Source organism: Candidatus Thorarchaeota archaeon (assembly GCA_013388835.1).
GTDB lineage: Archaea > Asgardarchaeota > Thorarchaeia > Thorarchaeales > Thorarchaeaceae > JACAEL01.
In genome coordinates, this window is the sequence record JACAEL010000024.1 from 11,842 (window position 1) to 29,603 (window position 17,762).

General features: G+C 52.6%; 14 protein-coding genes. 5 read left to right on the top strand and 9 right to left on the bottom strand.

The genetic code is table 11. From position 1 onward, the window contains the following. Nucleotides 1-146: 146 nt before the first annotated feature. The 9 genes from HXY34_04950 to HXY34_04990 all read right to left on the bottom strand — a co-directional run bounded on the left by HXY34_04950 (nucleotide 147) and on the right by HXY34_04990 (nucleotide 10,822). Nucleotides 147-851 (bottom strand): hypothetical protein, encoded by a 705-nt coding sequence (locus HXY34_04950; protein NWF95466.1) that lies wholly within the window; start codon nucleotides 849-851, stop codon nucleotides 147-149. Nucleotides 852-862: 11 nt separating this feature from the next. Then, nucleotides 863-1,699: an SPFH domain-containing protein gene (locus tag HXY34_04955; protein ID NWF95467.1), complete on the bottom strand. Its 837-nt coding sequence runs from the start codon at nucleotides 1,697-1,699 to the stop codon at nucleotides 863-865. Between the two features lie 262 nt (nucleotides 1,700-1,961). Next, on the bottom strand, nucleotides 1,962-2,762 hold the full coding sequence (locus tag HXY34_04960) for a hypothetical protein (GenBank protein ID NWF95468.1): 801 nt from the start codon (nucleotides 2,760-2,762) through the stop codon (nucleotides 1,962-1,964). A gap of 93 nt (nucleotides 2,763-2,855) precedes the next feature. Next, complete coding sequence (locus HXY34_04965) at nucleotides 2,856-3,788, bottom strand: DUF92 domain-containing protein (protein NWF95469.1); 933 nt, start codon at nucleotides 3,786-3,788, stop codon at nucleotides 2,856-2,858. A gap of 281 nt (nucleotides 3,789-4,069) precedes the next feature. Next, nucleotides 4,070-7,507 (bottom strand): hypothetical protein, encoded by a 3,438-nt coding sequence (locus HXY34_04970; protein ID NWF95470.1) that lies wholly within the window; start codon nucleotides 7,505-7,507, stop codon nucleotides 4,070-4,072. Nucleotides 7,508-7,516: 9 nt separating this feature from the next. Next, nucleotides 7,517-8,191, bottom strand: coding sequence for a hypothetical protein (locus HXY34_04975; protein ID NWF95471.1), 675 nt, complete (start codon nucleotides 8,189-8,191; stop codon nucleotides 7,517-7,519). A gap of 68 nt (nucleotides 8,192-8,259) precedes the next feature. Then, nucleotides 8,260-8,688, bottom strand: coding sequence for a hypothetical protein (locus tag HXY34_04980; GenBank protein NWF95472.1), 429 nt, complete (start codon nucleotides 8,686-8,688; stop codon nucleotides 8,260-8,262). A gap of 82 nt (nucleotides 8,689-8,770) precedes the next feature. After that, nucleotides 8,771-9,826 carry an ATP-binding cassette domain-containing protein gene (locus HXY34_04985; protein NWF95473.1) on the bottom strand — a complete coding sequence of 352 codons (1,056 nt, stop codon included), beginning with the start codon at nucleotides 9,824-9,826 and terminating at the stop codon, nucleotides 8,771-8,773. 6 nt (nucleotides 9,827-9,832) lie between these two features. Further along, nucleotides 9,833-10,822 (bottom strand): ABC transporter ATP-binding protein, encoded by a 990-nt coding sequence (locus HXY34_04990; protein ID NWF95474.1) that lies wholly within the window; start codon nucleotides 10,820-10,822, stop codon nucleotides 9,833-9,835. A gap of 202 nt (nucleotides 10,823-11,024) precedes the next feature. Here HXY34_04990 and HXY34_04995 point away from each other — a divergent pair, with 202 nt between their 5' ends. The 5 genes from HXY34_04995 to HXY34_05015 all read left to right on the top strand — a co-directional run. Continuing rightward, entirely contained in the window at nucleotides 11,025-11,342 is a 318-nt protein-coding gene (locus HXY34_04995; GenBank protein ID NWF95475.1) for a hypothetical protein, read from the top strand. Nucleotides 11,343-11,506: 164 nt separating this feature from the next. Next, on the top strand, nucleotides 11,507-13,117 hold the full coding sequence (locus HXY34_05000) for an ABC transporter permease (GenBank protein NWF95476.1): 1,611 nt from the start codon (nucleotides 11,507-11,509) through the stop codon (nucleotides 13,115-13,117). Between the two features lie 426 nt (nucleotides 13,118-13,543). Beyond that, a complete protein-coding gene (locus HXY34_05005; protein NWF95477.1) occupies nucleotides 13,544-14,605 on the top strand; it encodes an ABC transporter permease in 1,062 nt (353 codons plus the stop codon). Nucleotides 14,606-14,909: 304 nt separating this feature from the next. Then, nucleotides 14,910-16,469 (top strand): ABC transporter permease, encoded by a 1,560-nt coding sequence (locus HXY34_05010; GenBank protein NWF95478.1) that lies wholly within the window; start codon nucleotides 14,910-14,912, stop codon nucleotides 16,467-16,469. Nucleotides 16,470-16,869: 400 nt separating this feature from the next. Continuing rightward, the coding region (locus HXY34_05015) for a hypothetical protein (protein ID NWF95479.1) at nucleotides 16,870-17,762 on the top strand (893 nt) is incomplete at its 3' end.

The window sequence follows — 17,762 nt, forward strand, 5'->3', positions numbered from 1 at the left end:
ACTCACGCAGGCCTCGACTGGTGCAAGAGCTCACAACTGACGTGGAACGAGATGTGTCCTGCGTGCGATTGTGAAGAGCTAGACACAGTGACCTCCGCGAGAGGAAGAATGGTGGTGGGCATCTAGCCCACCTCTGTCTCTTGGTTCTATGCGCTGTTCGACTCCGCGGCGGAGTCGTCATGTGCAACTATCATGGTGAGTCCACTGACTCTGACCATTCGTACAGTTTCACCTGCCTTGATTGGTGGACCTGATGTCTTCGCCCACCAGATCTCTGCTCCCGACTTGACCTTTCCCCTCGGATTGATATCTGTCAGCGCAACAAGACCTCTCGTGCGGCCGTACTGATACTCTGGCCACTCCTTGTATCCACGCAACAGGAAGAATGAGATCCCCATCATGAGGAATATGGCTCCAGTCATGATGAAGATTGCCGTTCTGCCAGTGGGGTCTCCAATCATTGCGACAACAATCATGACTGCATATATGGGGAATAGGACACACGAGGACTTCACATCCACGAGCGCTCCGCCATCAGCCATTCCCGCGCCATTTGTGAACATGGTGAACAGCAGGTACATCACGACGCCTATCGCAATGAGCATCCACCACTGGCCTTCAATTGAGTACCCTGTCCAGAAGACCTGAAACACGAACAGTATGAGTATCAGTGGGATGATGACCTGAGACATTGCCTTGCCAGTTGCCGGGTCCACAGTCAGTACGATGAATGTCAGGATGATCCCCATGAGAATGAGTGCGGCAAACGGGTTGTAGATGAACATCCCTACAACCCATCCCATCAAGGAAAGCATCATCAAGACCACAACAATCTTGATCCACGCGTCCATTTGCCTGCCTCCTAGTCCTCAGCATCAGTTCCCTTGTTCTTGGGCAACTTCACTCCACCGGTGCCAGCAGTCATCGCAACAGCGGCTCCGACACTGGTCCCGACTTCTGGTAGGTTCGTCGGAACCATGATTATCAGGTTTGCATTTTTGCTGATCTCTTGCATTATGTTCCAGGTACGCAACACGAAGCCCACCTGAGACTCCTCGTAGCTCTTGGCTGCCTTGAGCATGGCCTCGGATGCTTCCAGCTCAGCCTGGGCCAGGGTTATCCTTGCCCTCCTTTCTCTCTCAGCCTGTGCCTCTCTGCTCATAGCGTCCTGAAGCTGGGTTGGAATGACGACATCCCTGATCTCAACTGCTGTGACCTTGATGCCCCACTGTTCGGTCTTCTCGTCAATCAGCTCCTGAAGGTGTGTGGCTATCTTGTCACGCTCAGAGAGTAGCTCATCCAGCGTGACTTTGCCAGTTGTCTCACGTAGTGTCGTCTGTGCAGCGAGTTCTACTGCGACCGTGTACCTCTCAACACTCAGAATTGCTCTCTCGACATCTATGACCCTGAAGTACATGACTGCGTCGACTACCACGGGAACGTTGTCCTTCGTCAGAGACCTCTCTGTCTTGAATGCATAGGTCTGAATCCTCATGGAAACCCGCATGGCGACCTTCTCGAAGATTGGCCATATCCAGATGATACCGGGTCCCTTGATGCGTTTGAATTTGCCGATGCGCAGTATGGCGACTCGCTCCCATTCTTGAAGTACCTTCAGGCCACTGGCTACAAAGAGCATGAGACCAATAAGCGCGAAGAGTACTAGCGTGAGAAGCAGTGTGGAATTGATTATCTGCATCTTCAATTCTCCTGTCCTTTCGGTTTTGTGTGACGGAATGAACCAGTCCAGTTCCCCCGTTCCACATATCCTACACTGCGAGTACATATGAACTTTCGGTACCCCGGACCGTGTTGAAGTCAGGTTCGGAGTCTGCGGAGGGGCTGCCGCGCTTTCCGATTCGTACTAGCATGGCACACGGAGCCACCGCATATACCATTCTCAGCTCTGAGGCGGCAAGTTGAAACCACTCATGCGATAGAGTCGCACAGGCTGGAATGACCTACGTGCTGTACTGCACATCGTGTGCTGGATAGGTGTCCACTCGCTCTGCTCTCTCTTCTGTCGGAAGGATGACTCCTGCGTGTCTCACCGCCTGAATCAGAGCTCCTGCCAGTAGAGCAACCATGACTGACGCTATACCTCTTTCCAACGGGTATATCAGCAGGACCGCCAGGAAGATTGTCGCTATCGCTTCTGTATCAAATATGCCCATCAGCTGTGCCAGAGCTGCAAATGTGACAGAACCAACAAGCTGGTCCAGCATGACCGCGGTGAAAGCCATCACCCACAGCATCAGAATAGGAGTAATTCTGTCATCTCTGCTTACCTCCACGTCAGCCCTTGTCTGAAGAAGGGCTGCGAAAGAGATCAGGGTGAGTGCTATCCCATGGAACCAGAGGAACGGAAGTGCTCTGGGTCCTCCAGTTACTACAACAAACAGCGCCATTGCAAGTCCATAGAAGATTGGTACAGGCTTGATCTGCCCGGTCCTGATCATACCCGCGCAGCAAGCTCCTGTTGTTGATGCCAGTGGGGTGAGGATTCGGATGATAATGTCACTGGGCTGAATCACAACTCCGACTACTGAACCAATCATCACCGCGACCGAACCAAAGAAGGGTCCGAGAAGGCAGCCTATCAGCGGGCCGCTAATGACCCCCATTGATATCATGCCAGTTGCGCCGAGGGTGATGCTGTAGGGTAGATAGGTCAGTACAGCATGCACCGCCGCAAAGATGCCTGTCAGTGTCCAATTGAGAGTATTGTGCATGACTCTGCTTGCGTCGTGTTCCGTCTGCATCACCGGTCCTATGGTAATCTATCGCTCTTGAAGAGAGCGAAGCTGCAAACCCTATATGAACCGAACTATGCACGATGAGTGCTTCTGACTTGGCTAGTTGCTAGATGATGCGAGGACCCAGAAGAACAGACCGCTTAGTATCCAGACAAAGAGGCCTGCACTCAAGACAATGCCTGTGGTAGCTCCCATACCGGAGCTAGTGAAATTGACGTGGATGTTCTTGAGGCGCTTGATACCACCTAGGTACTTGGTTTCGTATCCACAGTGGAACTCCTTGTCGGAGATAGTGCCACAGATCTCGCATACGTACTTGTTCTGTAGAGCTGCACCGATGAAACTGTCCGTGTTGCAGCCAATGAATGCGGTGAGGACCGAGAGTGGGAGGATATACATCACCTGCTCACTGGAGACTATGGGCAGCGACCCGGGGGCGAAGAAGGCGAACATGAGCAGAATCACGCCGATGGCGAATCCTGCAGCTATGGCGACCATCTCACCAAGAAGAGACACTCCCCCGATTGTGCCGGTGGGCACTCGACGACGGAGATTGGTTATCAGACGCGGCTTCCTCTTGCTAAAGACGCCAAGCTCACTTGCAAGTGTGTCGGCCGAGGTTGTTGCGACAGAACCGATGAAACCCCCGAACATCCAGAACTGAAGCGAAGGGTCCACGAGTCCCATTGTTGCAAGGTTCTTTGAGAGATAGACCGCAATGGAAAACGTCATGGGAATAGTCCCGCTTCCAAAGACATTCCTCCAAGACCGCTTGCCCTTCCCTTCCTGAGCCACGTCCAGTTTGGCCTTCGTCTTGTATTTGAACTTCGTGGCTACGCCGGCGGCTATGAAGTAGAACAGGAGGACTGTGAATGCTGGGGGCCCGCCTGTGTACCACACCGTGAATCCGACCACAAAAGCAGCGATGAGCCCTGATATGTCAACGAAGTGAAGTCTATAGCTGAGGCCTCCTATCAGCCCCATGAGTATCAGCCCCGATACCACCGGGTGCATCAGTATCTGGTCCAACATGTCTGTACACCTCCATCGCATATCTTCGCGACTGATTCTATGCCTATCTCCTGAACTCACGGCACTATTCTATGATTGTATATCATTTCATAGTCGAACAACGACTTAGCTGATTGGCGGCGTTCTCCCCGCATTTAAGTCTTTGCCAGTGCGTTCAGCAATTGCCGAATGTGTGTACGTCTTGCTATCACTTCCCGATTGACACACAAAAGGTCCTTAATCCTGTTGCTGGCTATTAAAATCACCTTTACAGTGCTTTGATGTTGCAGCGACCTATGAGTCTAGTAGACTGTGAACTGCTTGACCATAACACTGATAGATCTGCGCGGTATTGGTCGGCTTCTATGCAAGATGACCACGTCGAGGTAGAAGGACGTGACGACATCGACAGCAGGCGTGGTCCACAGGACCGTGAAGTCGCGAGTGAGTTCTGCACTGGGTTCTACTAGTACCTCGTACTCTTTCACAACCTCTCGCTTGGACATTATCCTGAGAAGAAGGCTCAAGTCCTGAATGTGACCCTTATACATCCGCAGATGCGTGATGAGCCTTACAGGGGTGGCTCTGGGGACGAGCCCTGGGATCTCGGTTCCTGATTCAGTCTTCAGGGAAAAGGAGACCTCGAAGAGCTGCGCCTCTATGGCCTTGATTTTCAGTCGGTATTTCTTCTCCACGACTCTCGAACCCGACTCGAACAGTGCTGAGATCTGGGCCGTACTCATTTCCGAACTCAGTGGAACAGAGACTGGCACCGGCACCGTGCGAGTCTCTTCTGGGCCAATCGACAGCTCATGGTCGACAAGCACATCCCTGCCGGTCACGGCCTCCAGTGCTACGAGGAGTCTTCCGGTGACTGGAACAGAGGAGTTGTTCGTGACGTTGAGAGCTGCATTCAGCGTTTCATCCGGCACAATGTAGCCTCTAAGACCCACGATTTCCAAGTGTGCCAGCTGCTCTTCTTCCCTCTGTATCAGCTGTATCCTCGCGGATTTCGAGTCGAGAGTCAATCCTTGGTATGAGAGAGTCGCCACAAGTTCCACGGAGCTGGGCTTTGAGCCATCAGAAGGCGACGGGATGACCAGAGGTCCGTATGCAAGGGACAGATTTCTGCTCTGTTTCACATCCTGTCTCAGAAACACCACTTCTTCCCCATTCGGGAACCTAAGTGTGAGTGTCAACTGCGATGGCTCGCCTCCCTCGTGGCTTCTACGAATCATCAGCCAACCTGCGATTCTCCCTCCAATGCTCGACGCTTCCGGAGCGCTTAGTCTCTCTATGCTCAGGCGAATCTCAGGAGTAAGCACCTGTAACCTCTGGGACTCGGTGGTCACAACGTGGTGTTCACCATCCGCGAGTGTGGCGACTATTGTCCCCATCCGATCAAGAGGGTTGTCGGACACTATCAGGGGCACTTGCCACTCAAACTTGGCAGGACCCGCCAGCAGAATCGACGCGGGCTCAGAGAGGATTCGTTCTGTCCTTCCCGAGTCTGCACGAAAGACAACGGAGAGTCTTGAGTTCCGGCTGAGCGGTTTGCCCCTTGTCCTCAGTTCTATCTCGCCGCGGACTACATCTCCGGGGTTATGCTTCTCTGCCGTGACAACTCTCATTGCTAGTGAGGCTGCCTGAGGAGTGAATGCAACATAGAACGGTTTCGACGTGCCTGCTGCAAGCATTTGTCCCTCTCGTCCCAAGAGAGACACTCTGAGGGCGCATCTCTCTATCCCCTCGAAGAGATGTGGCGGAAGTATCATCTTTGGAAAGCTGGTATGATCGAGTCCGAGTGGTGTGCCTGCTTCGATGAACAACGTGCGTTCAACACTGGTCAGAACCTGTTCGCGTGCAAGTGCCAGTACTTCCACGCGACATGCGCACTCTGTCCTCTTGGGCAGGTTGGTTTCAATCTCTGCAGTGAAGAGGACTGGTGACCGACCATCGGCAAGCTGAGTTGTCGAACCCGCTCTTGCCGATATCCTTGTCCAGTAGGTGTGTAGAGTCCCTGTGAGCCCAATCTCCCTACCAGCAATGAGTACGCTTGCGATTATGTTGTAGGCTGTGGTATCTGGTCTTGTCCTAAACCTCACTGATGACACATGGACCTCTCCGGACTGGATGGCGACAATTGGAATAACATTCCGGGTGACCACGTTCCTTGCCGAGTCTTCGACCGTATACGTGATGCTGAGATTCGTGATGCTCTTGGGTGTGGCATTCCTGAGCGTAATACTGAATTCTGCCTCTTGACCTGCAAAGACTCTCTCTGGGCCGACTACTATCTCTGGCTGGACGCCGCTCCACCAACACAGCCAAGTCGGAAGGTGTGGTGAGCCCTCGAGTGGGTCGTAGAGCCAGTTGGTACAGCACTCGCGAGTGATGTCTGTGAGTTTCCTCAACAAGACTACCATGTTCATGTCGGACTTCGCATAGACATCCAGCTGAAAGTCCGCCCCGGTAGTCTTCGCCTCATGGTAGTCACTGCCGAAGACCGAAACAAGAATGGGCTGCATAAACGGATTGTCGATGAGCCTGAGTTCCTCAATCTCGTCCCTGATGAGGTGGAGCATCGAGACAATTGCATCCCCAAGATACCTGTTCCTTCGGTCCCTTGTGACTTCTCCATTGTCATCGATTTGTGAGTTGTATGTAGTAATGAAACCAGACGCATCCGATGCATCACTGGCCCGGAAGGCACCCCAGAGTCCCGCAGACACTGCCGACTCACGGTTTGCTGCAAGACACCTGGCCCCGACATCCGGAATCGCCTCTCCCCTCTCAACCATCCTCTTGGCCCTCAGCGCCAATGACTGCAGCAGCAGCGCTATTCCGACTCTTCGAGGAACCGAGAGCTGCGTGTCGAATACTCTGATCTCAATCGTGCCGAATCGGGTAAACGGGTACATGTCCACCATTCTTGCGGGACTTCTGTTGACGTGCTTCGCGAATGCATCCTTGTCGAGCGTCTGCATATACGGTATGAGGTCGAATTCGCTGGTCGGGCCAAGCTGAGTGGTGTTTTTCATCAGCCTTATTGACCTCTTGCACTTTGGAGCCCGTGTATTCCCCTTGCTGTCGACCGAAACAACATCAGTTGGCGTCTTGTTCTCAAATGGTGAGTTGACCGTGAGCGCCACAAGATGTGGAATGAAGTTCCGAATCATGTTATAGACCGCCAGTCTGGTCCGGTCGTCGACTTGCGGTCCCAGTATGTGATGGTGCTCTCCGAATGACAGGTTCTTGAGGTAGTCTTGTGTGGGATTAAGACCTGTGGATATCAGTATGATCGGCGAGTCTGTCGGGATTGACTCATATGATATTGCCACGAGCGTCTGAGTCCACCAAGCCAGTTCTTCAATGGTTGTGCATGGAGGTGTCGCAATCTCCAAGATCCATGTGAGTGACGTCACATTCGGGTCGTGACCGACAAGCGTATACTCCCTGTACACTCCCTCAGGGTCTCTGTAGCTCGCTACGACCCTTGAGCCTCTCTCGCCCTCCTCAGTTTGGGATGAATGACGGTACTTCTCTCTCACTGACCGGGGCCCTGAAGTGCGAATTCTTCTATCGAGATGGGTCTTGGCATTGGCGATGATTCTGTCGAATGCTTCAAGCACCTCTTGTCCTCGGAGCCAAGTCCCGTCGCGTCTGACTACCTGCAGCTCCACCTCTATACCATGTGGAAAGGGAAGCGGCATCTCGTCAGAAGGTGCAGGCTCGGTCATTCTGTCCACCTACAGTGAGGATAGCGCCGTGAGGATTCCAAGCACCGTTTCCCTGCTGGAGGCAAGAGTATGACTCAGTGTCAACTCAACGACAGTGGCATTGGGATTGTCTCGAAACTCCTCACAGAGCTCGTAGGTCAGGGGACCACCACCGTAAGTGCCTCGGTCGTAGATGACTTGGACTCCCAGTGTACGAAGCTTGCTCTCGAGTGTATCAAGATAGCTCCGGTCTGCCTTCAGGAAGGTCTTGCCAACAATCACCGTTTCCTTCTTCTCGTGAAACGGTACCAAGTACGCCCAGCGCAGGTTATAGACCGCAATCCGCTTGTCTCTGGCGTCCTGTGCCTGAGCTCTGATTGCCTTTACCAGACGCTGGCATGTGTCCTTCGACTCGCGAGAGTCTGTGACACTTACTATGTTGGGCATGACTCGTGTTTCTCCGGTCACCCTGGAGAGGACGCTGCCCAGAGGATCGTTAGGCTGTATTGCAGTGGCGGCAAGTACAAACGCGGGCCCAGAGCTGATGGTGAGTTCGCCAGATGCTCTGAAGCGCTCGGCTCTCAGTCTGTCCTCTGTAGGTCTCAGATGGGAGTTGATCGATGTGACCTGCCTCTCCAGTCTGTGAACAAAAGCGATAGCCCTCCTGAGCAGGGCATCTGTGTCATCGGAGGATTGTGGGGTCATGAAGCAGACACTCCCATTCTGCCCACGCATGGTTCTGAAGCCTCAGGTTATTACCTTTGCTGGAGCGCTTACTCGTCTGAGACAAGATCAAACACGAGCTTGGTCTTCTTGCTTAGTTCGTCCAGTCTGTACCACACAGACTCTCTGCCTCTTCTCTGTGCCAGCATAGAGATGAGCAGGTGGTAGTCGAAACTGACAATGTCATTGAGATGGGTGATGGCCTCTTCCGACCGGAAGTGAGAGGCATCGACTCTTCCGTCCCTGAGCCTCTTTCTCAATGGTTCCAGTGCTTTGTCTGCAGAGTCAAGATGAATCAGTGCTTCTCGATAGTACTCCCTTGGGTCTTTGATTGCGTAGCCACCCAGCAGTGGCGTCATTCCAACTCCCACAGACCCCCTGCCAATCTCGTCAAGAGTGTCCATGGCATCAAGAAAGAACCCATAGGCGTCCGAGAGGCACTTCTTGATGGCCCTCAGGAACTTGGCACGCTCGGACACGCTTTGACACAACCCAAAGAAGTCAAGAGAGAGGAACAATGCCCGGGGGTCTTGCTGACCCCCGGAGTACATTACACTACAACTAAGGTCTGGTCTCGCCTATCTCACCAGCGAAGTGACATGCGACGAGGTGGCCATTCCCCATGTCTCGGTCATCCGGAGTCTCCCGCTGACAGATCTCCTGAGCGTACGGGCATCTTGGATGGAACCTGCAGCCCGGTGGGACGTTGATTGGGCTGGGTGGCTCTCCCTTCAGTGACTCAACACGCCTCTTGACGGTGGGGTCTCCAGAAGGCACTGCGGAAATGAGAGCCCGTGTGTACGGATGCATGGGGCTGAATGCCACCTCATGCGCGGGACCAATCTCTACCACTTTGCCGAGGTACATGATTCCTATCCTATCGGCTATGTATGTTGCGACAGCCAAGTCGTGGGTGATGAACAGGTAGGTCAGATGGAGGTCGTCCTTCAGCTTCAGGAGGAGATTGAGTATCTCTGCACGAATTGAGACGTCCAACATTGAAACCGGCTCGTCTGCCACCATGAACTCTGGATGCAGTATCAGAGCTCTTGCAATTGATATCCTCTGCCTCTGTCCACCGGACAGCTCGTGTGGATACCTATCGATATAGTCCGAAGCTGGTGTGAGTGCAACCGCCTCGAGTGTTTCAAGGACCCTCTCTCTTCTCTGACTTGGAGTCAGGGGTATCTTGTGAACAATGAGTGGTTCCGATACTATCCCGTATATGCTCTGTTTGGGATTGAGTGACTCGTATGGGTCCTGGAAGGTGATCTGCATCCTCTTGCGGAGTTCCTTCATCTCGTTCCTGTCGAGCTCACTCAACTTCTGGCCTGCGTATATGACCTCGCCATCCGTTGGTGTCTCTAGGTGGAGGACGCAACGTCCGGTGGTCGTCTTTCCGCAACCGCTCTCTCCGGCCAGCACGAGTACCTCCCCCTTCTTGATATCGAATGAGACTCCGTCTACAGCCCTGACGAAGAGTTCCTGCTTGTAGAGCAGCGAGGAGAGGAAACCCGTGTTCACCGGGAACCACTTGCGTAGGTTACGTACACTGATGAGTGTTCCGCCTTGAGGAATGCCTTCCGAGGCAAAGACTTGACTACTCTCTACTACCATTCTGCATCACTCCAAGTCAACTTTCAGTTCGCCCCTGAGTTTCTCAGCGAAATGACATGACACAAACCGTCCCGGCTCAATCTCGTCAAAAGAGGGCTCCTCTCTTGAGCATATCTCTTGGGCGTATGGGCATCTGGGGTGGAATCGGCAGCCGGTAGGTGGTTGGATGAGGTCAGGTGGTGAGCCTGGAATTGATGACAGTGTCTTACGTTCAGCCTTCACCATGCTGGGTATAGCTCCGACCAGTCCTGTGGCGTAGGGATGAACTGGCTCCTTGAAGAGCGATACGACGTCAGCAAGCTCTGCAATGCGACCAGCATACATCACTGCTGTCTTATCACAGGTCTCTGCGATGACACTGAGGTCGTGCGTGATAAGTATCAGTGAGAGCCCCAGGTCTTTCTGGAGCTTCTGCATGAGCTTGAGTATCTGCGCCTGGATGGTGACATCAAGTGCTGTGGTGGGCTCATCTGCGATGACGAGGTCCGGGTTGCATGCAAGAGCCATAGCTATCATGGCACGCTGACGCATTCCCCCGGAGAACTCATGGGGGTAGTTATGAATCCGCCCGGGGTCGAGACCCACCATCTCAAACAGCTTCGCGCAGCGATCGAGAGCCTCCTCCTCAGTCACATTCTCGTGCATGAGTATGGCCTCGGCAATCTGCTCTCCAATCTCGAAGACTGGGTTGAGCGCGTTCATCGCACCCTGAAAGATTATTGCGACGTTCTTCCATCTGATGTCACGCATCTCGCGTGCGGTCTTTCTGAGGAGGTCCTCGCCCTTGAAGTAGATGTTGCCTCCCACCACGTTCGCAGCAGGGGGAAGGAGCTGCATCACGGAGTAGGCCAGGCTTGACTTCCCACAGCCGGACTCCCCAGCAAGACCGATTGACTCTCCAGGTTCCAAGGTGAGTGACACGTTGTCTACGGCCTTGACGAGACCCTTCTGAGTCTGGTAATACATCCTCAAAGCTCGAATGTCTAACAGTGGCATGTTGCTATTCTCCGCCGGAGCTCTAGTCTAGACTCAGCTCAGGGGCCGAGCCCCACAAGATTGACGTGTCGTGCTTCTGGCTGGGTTTATATATGTTGCTTTGAGCGTCTTCCGTTGACCGCTCTGCCATCTCACCTCTGAATACACCTGATGCGAAAGCTCTAATAACGTGCAAGCCTGCGTCGTTCTGGTAATCACCGCGATGTCAGTTAGACCCTTTCCTGAAACACGCAAGCCGCCAAGCAAACGCATTCTTCTGATTCCTGTGGTCATGATTCTGGTTGGTTGGGTCCTTGTGGTAATCCACCCTTATCTCCGGACTGGCTTCATCGGAATTGTCGTCGCATTGAGTGGAGCGTTATCGGTGTTCTTGGTGGGCATGGTCTATGCTGACCTTTGGGCATCATCGAGACGTACGCGGGACCTGATCCGAGCCAGAGAAGCGCGGGACTTGATGTCCAAGAGCAGACCTGCAACGGATGATGACCCTTTCGAGGAAAAGCTGGACTCTGACGACTAGCGGACGCGTCGTCATCTTCTACGCAGACCAAACGGTTTTTTAGGCCAGCTCGATGCCTCAGAACCAGTGAACGAATCAATGGAATGGCTAGTAGATAAGGAATCTATCTGGTTCCGCATCTCGAGGCACATTCTGTCGATGGAGGTCCGCAGTTGTCCCAGCAGATGAAAGGTAGTTGGAAGGACAGCAACTGGTACGTCAGCATCTCCGGGTTCTGGAGAGAATACCGTAGGCATCGAATCGGCATGATTGGCGTGTTTGTGCTGATACTCTTCTTCGGGGTGGCGATATTTGCTCCCTATCTAGTGGAATACAGTCCCTCCCCGAGTGCGAAGGTGGCGCCGCCATTCCTTGCCCCGAGTTGGGTGTCCCTGTTTGATCCTACTGGTGTCCAGTCTGGAGAATACCTTGACAGTCCTTACCTGACAGATGTCAATCCATCAGAAGAACTAGAGGTCTACGGTAGTCCCTCCTACGGGACAGGCTCAGGCTTCGCTGGTCAGTACATTGCTCCTGCCGACCCACAGGCCGAAGGAGCAAAGGGCACCGTCCGACTGACTTGGACTCATTTGGCGAACGACTCGGTTCGCTTCGTCTGGCCCAAGCCGCCGTTGCCCGACCCTAAGACTCCGGGTGTGGCTTGTCAGGACTTCGTCTACTTTGTTCAGGATTTCGAATGGCCCTACAGTCGGTATCCTAAGGATGCAACCATGACGTTCGAGTATGGCATCACTACAACAGGATCCTTTGCTACTGAGGAGTACGCTGGGCTCATGTTCCAAGTGTACATATGGCTAATTGACCCCTCCGATAACTGGAGGATTGTCTATAGTTCCAGTCCCCCGTACAGCCCTACTAGTCAGGAACGGAAGATCGACCTCAACTGGTTTGACATTAAGGACACGTGGGGCGGCATGGTGCCCAACGACGAGGGGATTAAGGAGGATGGCGACAAGAATGTAGTGAAGGCTGCTTTCGCCCTTGTGCCCACATATACTTTCAGGACGTACAGCAGCTCGAACCCATGGATGTTCTACAATGGGTCTGTTACTCTTGATGTCAATGTGTTCAGTGCCTATGTCTACGGGGATTACTTCGGCACACTCGGGACAACAGACAAGGGCGCAGATGCGTGGTCTCAGCTTATCTTTGGGAGCAGAATCTCCCTCTACATCGGTCTGATTGCGACTTTTCTTTCGACCATTGTCGGTGTCATTGTTGGAATGGTTGCAGGTTACTTTGGTGGAAAGACCGATGAGGTCCTGATGCGCATTGTCGACTTCCTGCTGGTGATTCCGGGTCTTCCGCTCATGATGGTTCTGGCGGCCTTCATGGGTCCCAGTATCAATACCATCATCGTCGTGATTGCCATTCTTGGATGGACTGGGACGGCAAGACTGATTCGCTCACAGGTCCTCGCCGAAAAGAACAAGTCGTACGTGGAGTCAGCACGAGCGATAGGTGCTTCTGACACCTACATCATTTTCAGGCATGTTCTGCCGAACGTGACTCCCATCTTGTTCGCCAATATCACGCTGGGCGTTGTAGGTGCAATCCTCTCTGAGGCTGGTCTGTCCTTCCTTGGCCTTACTGACCCTAGCCAGCCAAGCTGGGGCCGGATGCTTGCTGATGCGAACTCATCTGGTGGCTTCAGCAACGGGGCATGGTGGGTCGTTGTTTCTCCCGGACTGATGATCACAGTCCTCTCGCTGGCCTTCACTTTCGTAGGTCATACACTCGATCAGGTTCTCAACCCACGACTTAGAGAACGATAGACCATGGGAAAGGGTCCGCACGACCCTTCCCCCCTTGTTTTCCACTTCCTTCCGCATGTTTGTGCACGATACTCTTGCAGTCTACTCTGGGATGGTGTCTGGCACACATCTCCACATGCGATGTTTCTACGAATGTTCAGCTCTCGGTAATCTGTCGCCGACTCATCTCCGAGAGCAACTCTGTTGCAGAAGTCATGTCTGGACTCGGCAGAAGGAGCCGCGTTGCCTGACTTGCACCAGCACGGACACCGGAAGCGACTATCTGTTTCAGCCTGAACCACACAGTGATATGTTGTGACCACCTATGCAAGAGTCTCCGAGAACAGCAGGCTTATTAGGGATACCTGTGGATAGTAGGTTGTCTCACGGTACTTAGTGTGTCTAGGTACACGCATTTCGAAGGAAAACCGGAACGGAGAACGAGAAATGGGACTCAGAGAATACGTGATCAGACGACTAATCTACATGTTCCTGCTCGTAGTGGCCGTGGTATGCTTCAACTTCTTCCTGTTCAGACTCCCCACACTGATACTTGGTATCAGTCCAGTTGACCTCATGATAAATGAGGACTTGAGAAGGAATCTGACGAAGGACCTCCTAGATGACCTGTACGATCGGTTTGGACTTGTTCCCAACCCAGACATCTTTGACTGGATCTACATGTTCTGGCGATATCTCGTCAACATGTTCACAGGGAACTTTGGTGTGTCCTTCTACGGTGGCAACCCTGTCATTGACGAGATTGCGGCAAGACTGCCCAACACACTCCTGCTGATGGGGACCTCCTCGATTGTTTCAATCATAATCGGGATTTGGACTGGTGTGAAGGTCGCAGCTGACCCGGGGTCACGAAAGGATGTAACCGCAGTGACTGTAGCTCTTGCCATATATGCCGTGCCCATATTCTGGTTGGGCATGATACTGCTGATGGTCTTCTCATTCTATCTGCCAACTGCTACAGAGGCCGCTTTTGGAATCAGGATTGGTTTTCCTCTGGGCCGCACTATCACCCCGGATATCTGGATTGCTGCTAAAGGCGACCCCTTCGGCGGTCTCATCATGGCTGCCGATATTCTTCACCACCTGTTCCTACCCATGGTAACTCTAGGTGTTGGCGGATATGGAGGCTACTTCCTCTACATGCGCAACAACCTCATCGATGTCATGACGGAAGACTACATTCTGACCGCTCGGGCCAAGGGGCTTGACGAGACTCATGTACTTTACAAGCATGGACTCAAGAATGCGCTTCTGCCAATGGTCACTGTTATCGCTATGACATTCGGTTTCTTGATCAATGGCGCAACAATGACCGAAACCGTGTTCAACTGGTATGGGCTTGGCAGGTACATCTTTGAGAGCCTAGTCAAACTCGACTACCCAGTTGCACAGGCGATATTCATGATTGTCGCTATCACAGCGATACTCGCCAACTTTGTTGCCGACCTCCTATACGGAGTATTGGATCCTCGTATCAAATACGGGTAGTCAACGGACTTTGAGTCCACAAGCGAGTCAGTGGACTGGTGCGGTGGGATGAGCAGATGCTCTCCTCCGCCTCTTTTTCCCCTTTTCCTGAACCGTTCATCTATATTCGGGCAAGTCGGACACAGGAGTCATGTCACTCACAGAAACACACTGAGGAGTCATTACATACGCTCCGATTCTCTTCGTAATCTTGATATAGAGGACTCTTCGGACTCCGCTCCCCTTCATGACCAGACAGCCTAGGGCATGGTGCTCTTGGAAACACCTTGAATATGACCACCGCACATGAGAGGACGACCAGCGAATGTCGAGAAGTATCCGTAAGAGTGACTGGCGCGATACGAATTGGTACGTTGCAATAAGGGATTTCGCAACACAGTACTCGAAACACAAGGTTGGAGTCATTGGCCTAGTAGTGCTGTGTACTTACATTGGGATAGCAATCTTTGCGCCGTACCTAGTCGAATACAGTCCGTCACCTACAAACAAGGTCGCCCCATCCTTTCTCGCACCAGCATGGCTTCAATTCTTCGATCCTAACGGAGTTGTCACGGGCGAATATGTGGATGACCCCAGCTTCGACACTCACGCACCCGTGATTGTCAATGGTACATCTGGTCAGTTCTCAAGTTCGTACCATCCTCGGAATGAGCTGGATGACCCCGCCTATCAGGAGCTCGTGTGGACACACATCGCGAACCAGTCTGTACTATTCAGATCTCCTCCTGATATCACTGGCAATCTGCCTGACGCACAGGACTTCATCTACATGTATCGTGACCTCGAGTGGGCGAAGAACAGGCTGCCCTCAGATGTGAACATGACCATAGAATTCGGTGTATCACTGACGGATGACTTCCTCTCTGACGAGTATGGGGGATTGATGTTCAGAGTCTACATCTGGCTGATTGATTCGAGCGGCGAGTGGACAAAGGTCTATCAGTCCAGTCCGCCCTATTCCGATATTTTCCAGCGGCGTCGAGTGGACCTGAGTTTCCTTGACATCAAAAGGGCTTGGCAAGGCATGATCGAGGACTCATCCGGCAATCAGCCAGATGACAATGACACGCTCAGAATTGCAGTCGGTCTGGCACCGACAAGGGGCTTCAGTTCGAAGCTTAGTCTTAATGGTTCAGTCGTAGTCCGTGTTAGCCATTTGAGTATGATAGTCTACGGTGATTACTTTGGTCGCATGGGTACCACAGACAAGGGTGCGGATGCTTGGAGTCAGCTCATATACGGTACTCGTGTGTCGCTTCTGATTGGTATCACCGCGACAGCTCTCTCTAGTATTGTGGGCGTCAGTGTGGGAATGGTTTCAGGCTACTATGGTGGTAAGGTCGATGAGGTGATCATGCGGACTGTCGACTTTCTTCTTGTCATACCGGGTCTACCATTCATGATGATTCTGGCAGCCTTCTTGGGTCCAGGGACGAGCAACATCATCATTGTAATTGCAATCCTCGGTTGGACGGGAACATCTCGACTCATCCGCTCACAGGTAATGGCCGAGAAGAACAAGTCCTACGTTGAGTCCGCAAGAGCAATTGGAGCAAGCGATGCGTACATACTCTACAGGCACATACTGCCGAATGTAGCTCCCATTCTCTTTGCTGATGTCACGCTTGGGGTTGTCGGAGCTATCTTGTCTGAGTCTGGTCTCGCCTTCCTTGGTTTGACTGACCCTGCCGAACCTAGCTGGGGAAGGATGTTGGCTGACGCACAGAACTCCGGCGGCTTTAGCAACGGTGCATGGTGGGTGGTGATGTTTCCCGGACTTGCTATCACTATCCTATCGCTCTCGTTCACATTTGTAGGTCATACGCTCGATCAAGTCCTTAACCCAAGACTCCGAGAGAGGTAGAAACGTCCAGAGAGTGGTGCTTGCATTGAGATGCTTGGATGTCTGCTCGCACCACCCGCTTTCTACATGGATCATTCCTCGTTAGTATGGTGTTTCGCACGGGAATTCCTAGTGATTTCTGGTGAGTCTGAAATCACCCACAAGAGGTCGTCATCTCCTTGTTCATTCACCGAAATCCACTGGACTATCCAGATCGAAACCGGATTCTAGCGTATGCTTCAACTGTAACAACTGCAGTCCCGTGTTATCATTCCTCCGTTCACTTCCGATTGCAGAGCCGAATAGACGAACAAGACGCGACCTTGAACCATATCGGCTTTCGTGCATCATAATACTTTTATGCCAGAGGACAGCCAGTGACATCAATCCGATTCGACTCGGAAGGAGATAGAGAGAACAAATGCTCAGTGAACGCACAAAGAGAGCACTTGCTGTATTCCTCGTCGCTGCCTTCACGTTCATGGCTATCTCTCCTCTGCTTGTTTCAGCACAGACAACTTACTACAAGCACGAGGGTCCTTTTATCGAGAAGCTGAGATACAACGTGATTACTGGTGATGACCAGCAAGTCCTCGCACTGATTAACGATGAGATTGACCTTATCGGAGACATGGTCGATCCAACCCACCTCCCCAGCCTCGAGGCTGCAGCCAACGTTGAGGTGGCAAATGTGCAGAGAAACGGGTATGGTTATGTTGTCATCAACAACCAGAAGTACCCGCAGAATATCACTGCCTTCAGACGTGCAGTTGCCTTCGCCCTTGACAAGGAGAAGATATCCGATGATGTCTGGGATGGTCTTTCACAGCCACAGGACAGCTGTGTTCCTGCTGTGAACCCATTCAGCGTTGAGGGTAAGCTGGGTTACACCTACTATGAGGCAAACGTGCCCCTTGGAAACCAGCTCCTTGATGCCGCAGGATTTCTGGATGTCGACTCCGATGGTATTCGAGAGGCGCCTGACGGCTCCAAGTTCGATGTGTTGGTAGAGTGTGCTTCTTCCTCCAACATCGCTATTGAGGTTGGTGCGATTCTAGCTCAGGCTCTCCAGGCCCTCCACATAGACGCGACATCGCAACCCACCGACTTCTACGAGTACCTCAACCGACTGTACTTCCACGGAGACTTCGACATGGTCTTCCTCGGATCAAGCTTCAACAACTTTGATGTTGACTGGCTTGCATACGAGTACTGGAGTGAGTACGCAGACGAACCCTACTACAACTTCCCAATGTTCAAGAACGCCAGCTATGACTCATGGCGCGACCAGCTGCTTCACTCAACTGACTATGA

Excerpts from the sequence above, each read along its gene's own strand:
- HXY34_04950 (NWF95466.1), bottom strand. The coding sequence starts at position 851 with ATGGACGCGTGGATCAAGATTGTTGTGGTCTTGATGATGCTTTCCTTG.
- HXY34_04955 (NWF95467.1), bottom strand. The coding sequence starts at position 1,699 with ATGCAGATAATCAATTCCACACTGCTTCTCACGCTAGTACTCTTCGCG.
- HXY34_04960 (NWF95468.1), bottom strand. The coding sequence starts at position 2,762 with ATGCAGACGGAACACGACGCAAGCAGAGTCATGCACAATACTCTCAAT.
- HXY34_04965 (NWF95469.1), bottom strand. The coding sequence starts at position 3,788 with ATGTTGGACCAGATACTGATGCACCCGGTGGTATCGGGGCTGATACTC.
- HXY34_04970 (NWF95470.1), bottom strand. The coding sequence starts at position 7,507 with ATGACCGAGCCTGCACCTTCTGACGAGATGCCGCTTCCCTTTCCACAT.
- HXY34_04975 (NWF95471.1), bottom strand. The coding sequence starts at position 8,191 with ATGACCCCACAATCCTCCGATGACACAGATGCCCTGCTCAGGAGGGCT.
- HXY34_04985 (NWF95473.1), bottom strand. The coding sequence starts at position 9,826 with ATGGTAGTAGAGAGTAGTCAAGTCTTTGCCTCGGAAGGCATTCCTCAA.
- HXY34_04990 (NWF95474.1), bottom strand. The coding sequence starts at position 10,822 with ATGCCACTGTTAGACATTCGAGCTTTGAGGATGTATTACCAGACTCAG.
- HXY34_04995 (NWF95475.1), top strand. The coding sequence starts at position 11,025 with ATGTCAGTTAGACCCTTTCCTGAAACACGCAAGCCGCCAAGCAAACGC.
- HXY34_05000 (NWF95476.1), top strand. The coding sequence starts at position 11,507 with ATGAAAGGTAGTTGGAAGGACAGCAACTGGTACGTCAGCATCTCCGGG.
- HXY34_05005 (NWF95477.1), top strand. The coding sequence starts at position 13,544 with ATGGGACTCAGAGAATACGTGATCAGACGACTAATCTACATGTTCCTG.
- HXY34_05010 (NWF95478.1), top strand. The coding sequence starts at position 14,910 with ATGTCGAGAAGTATCCGTAAGAGTGACTGGCGCGATACGAATTGGTAC.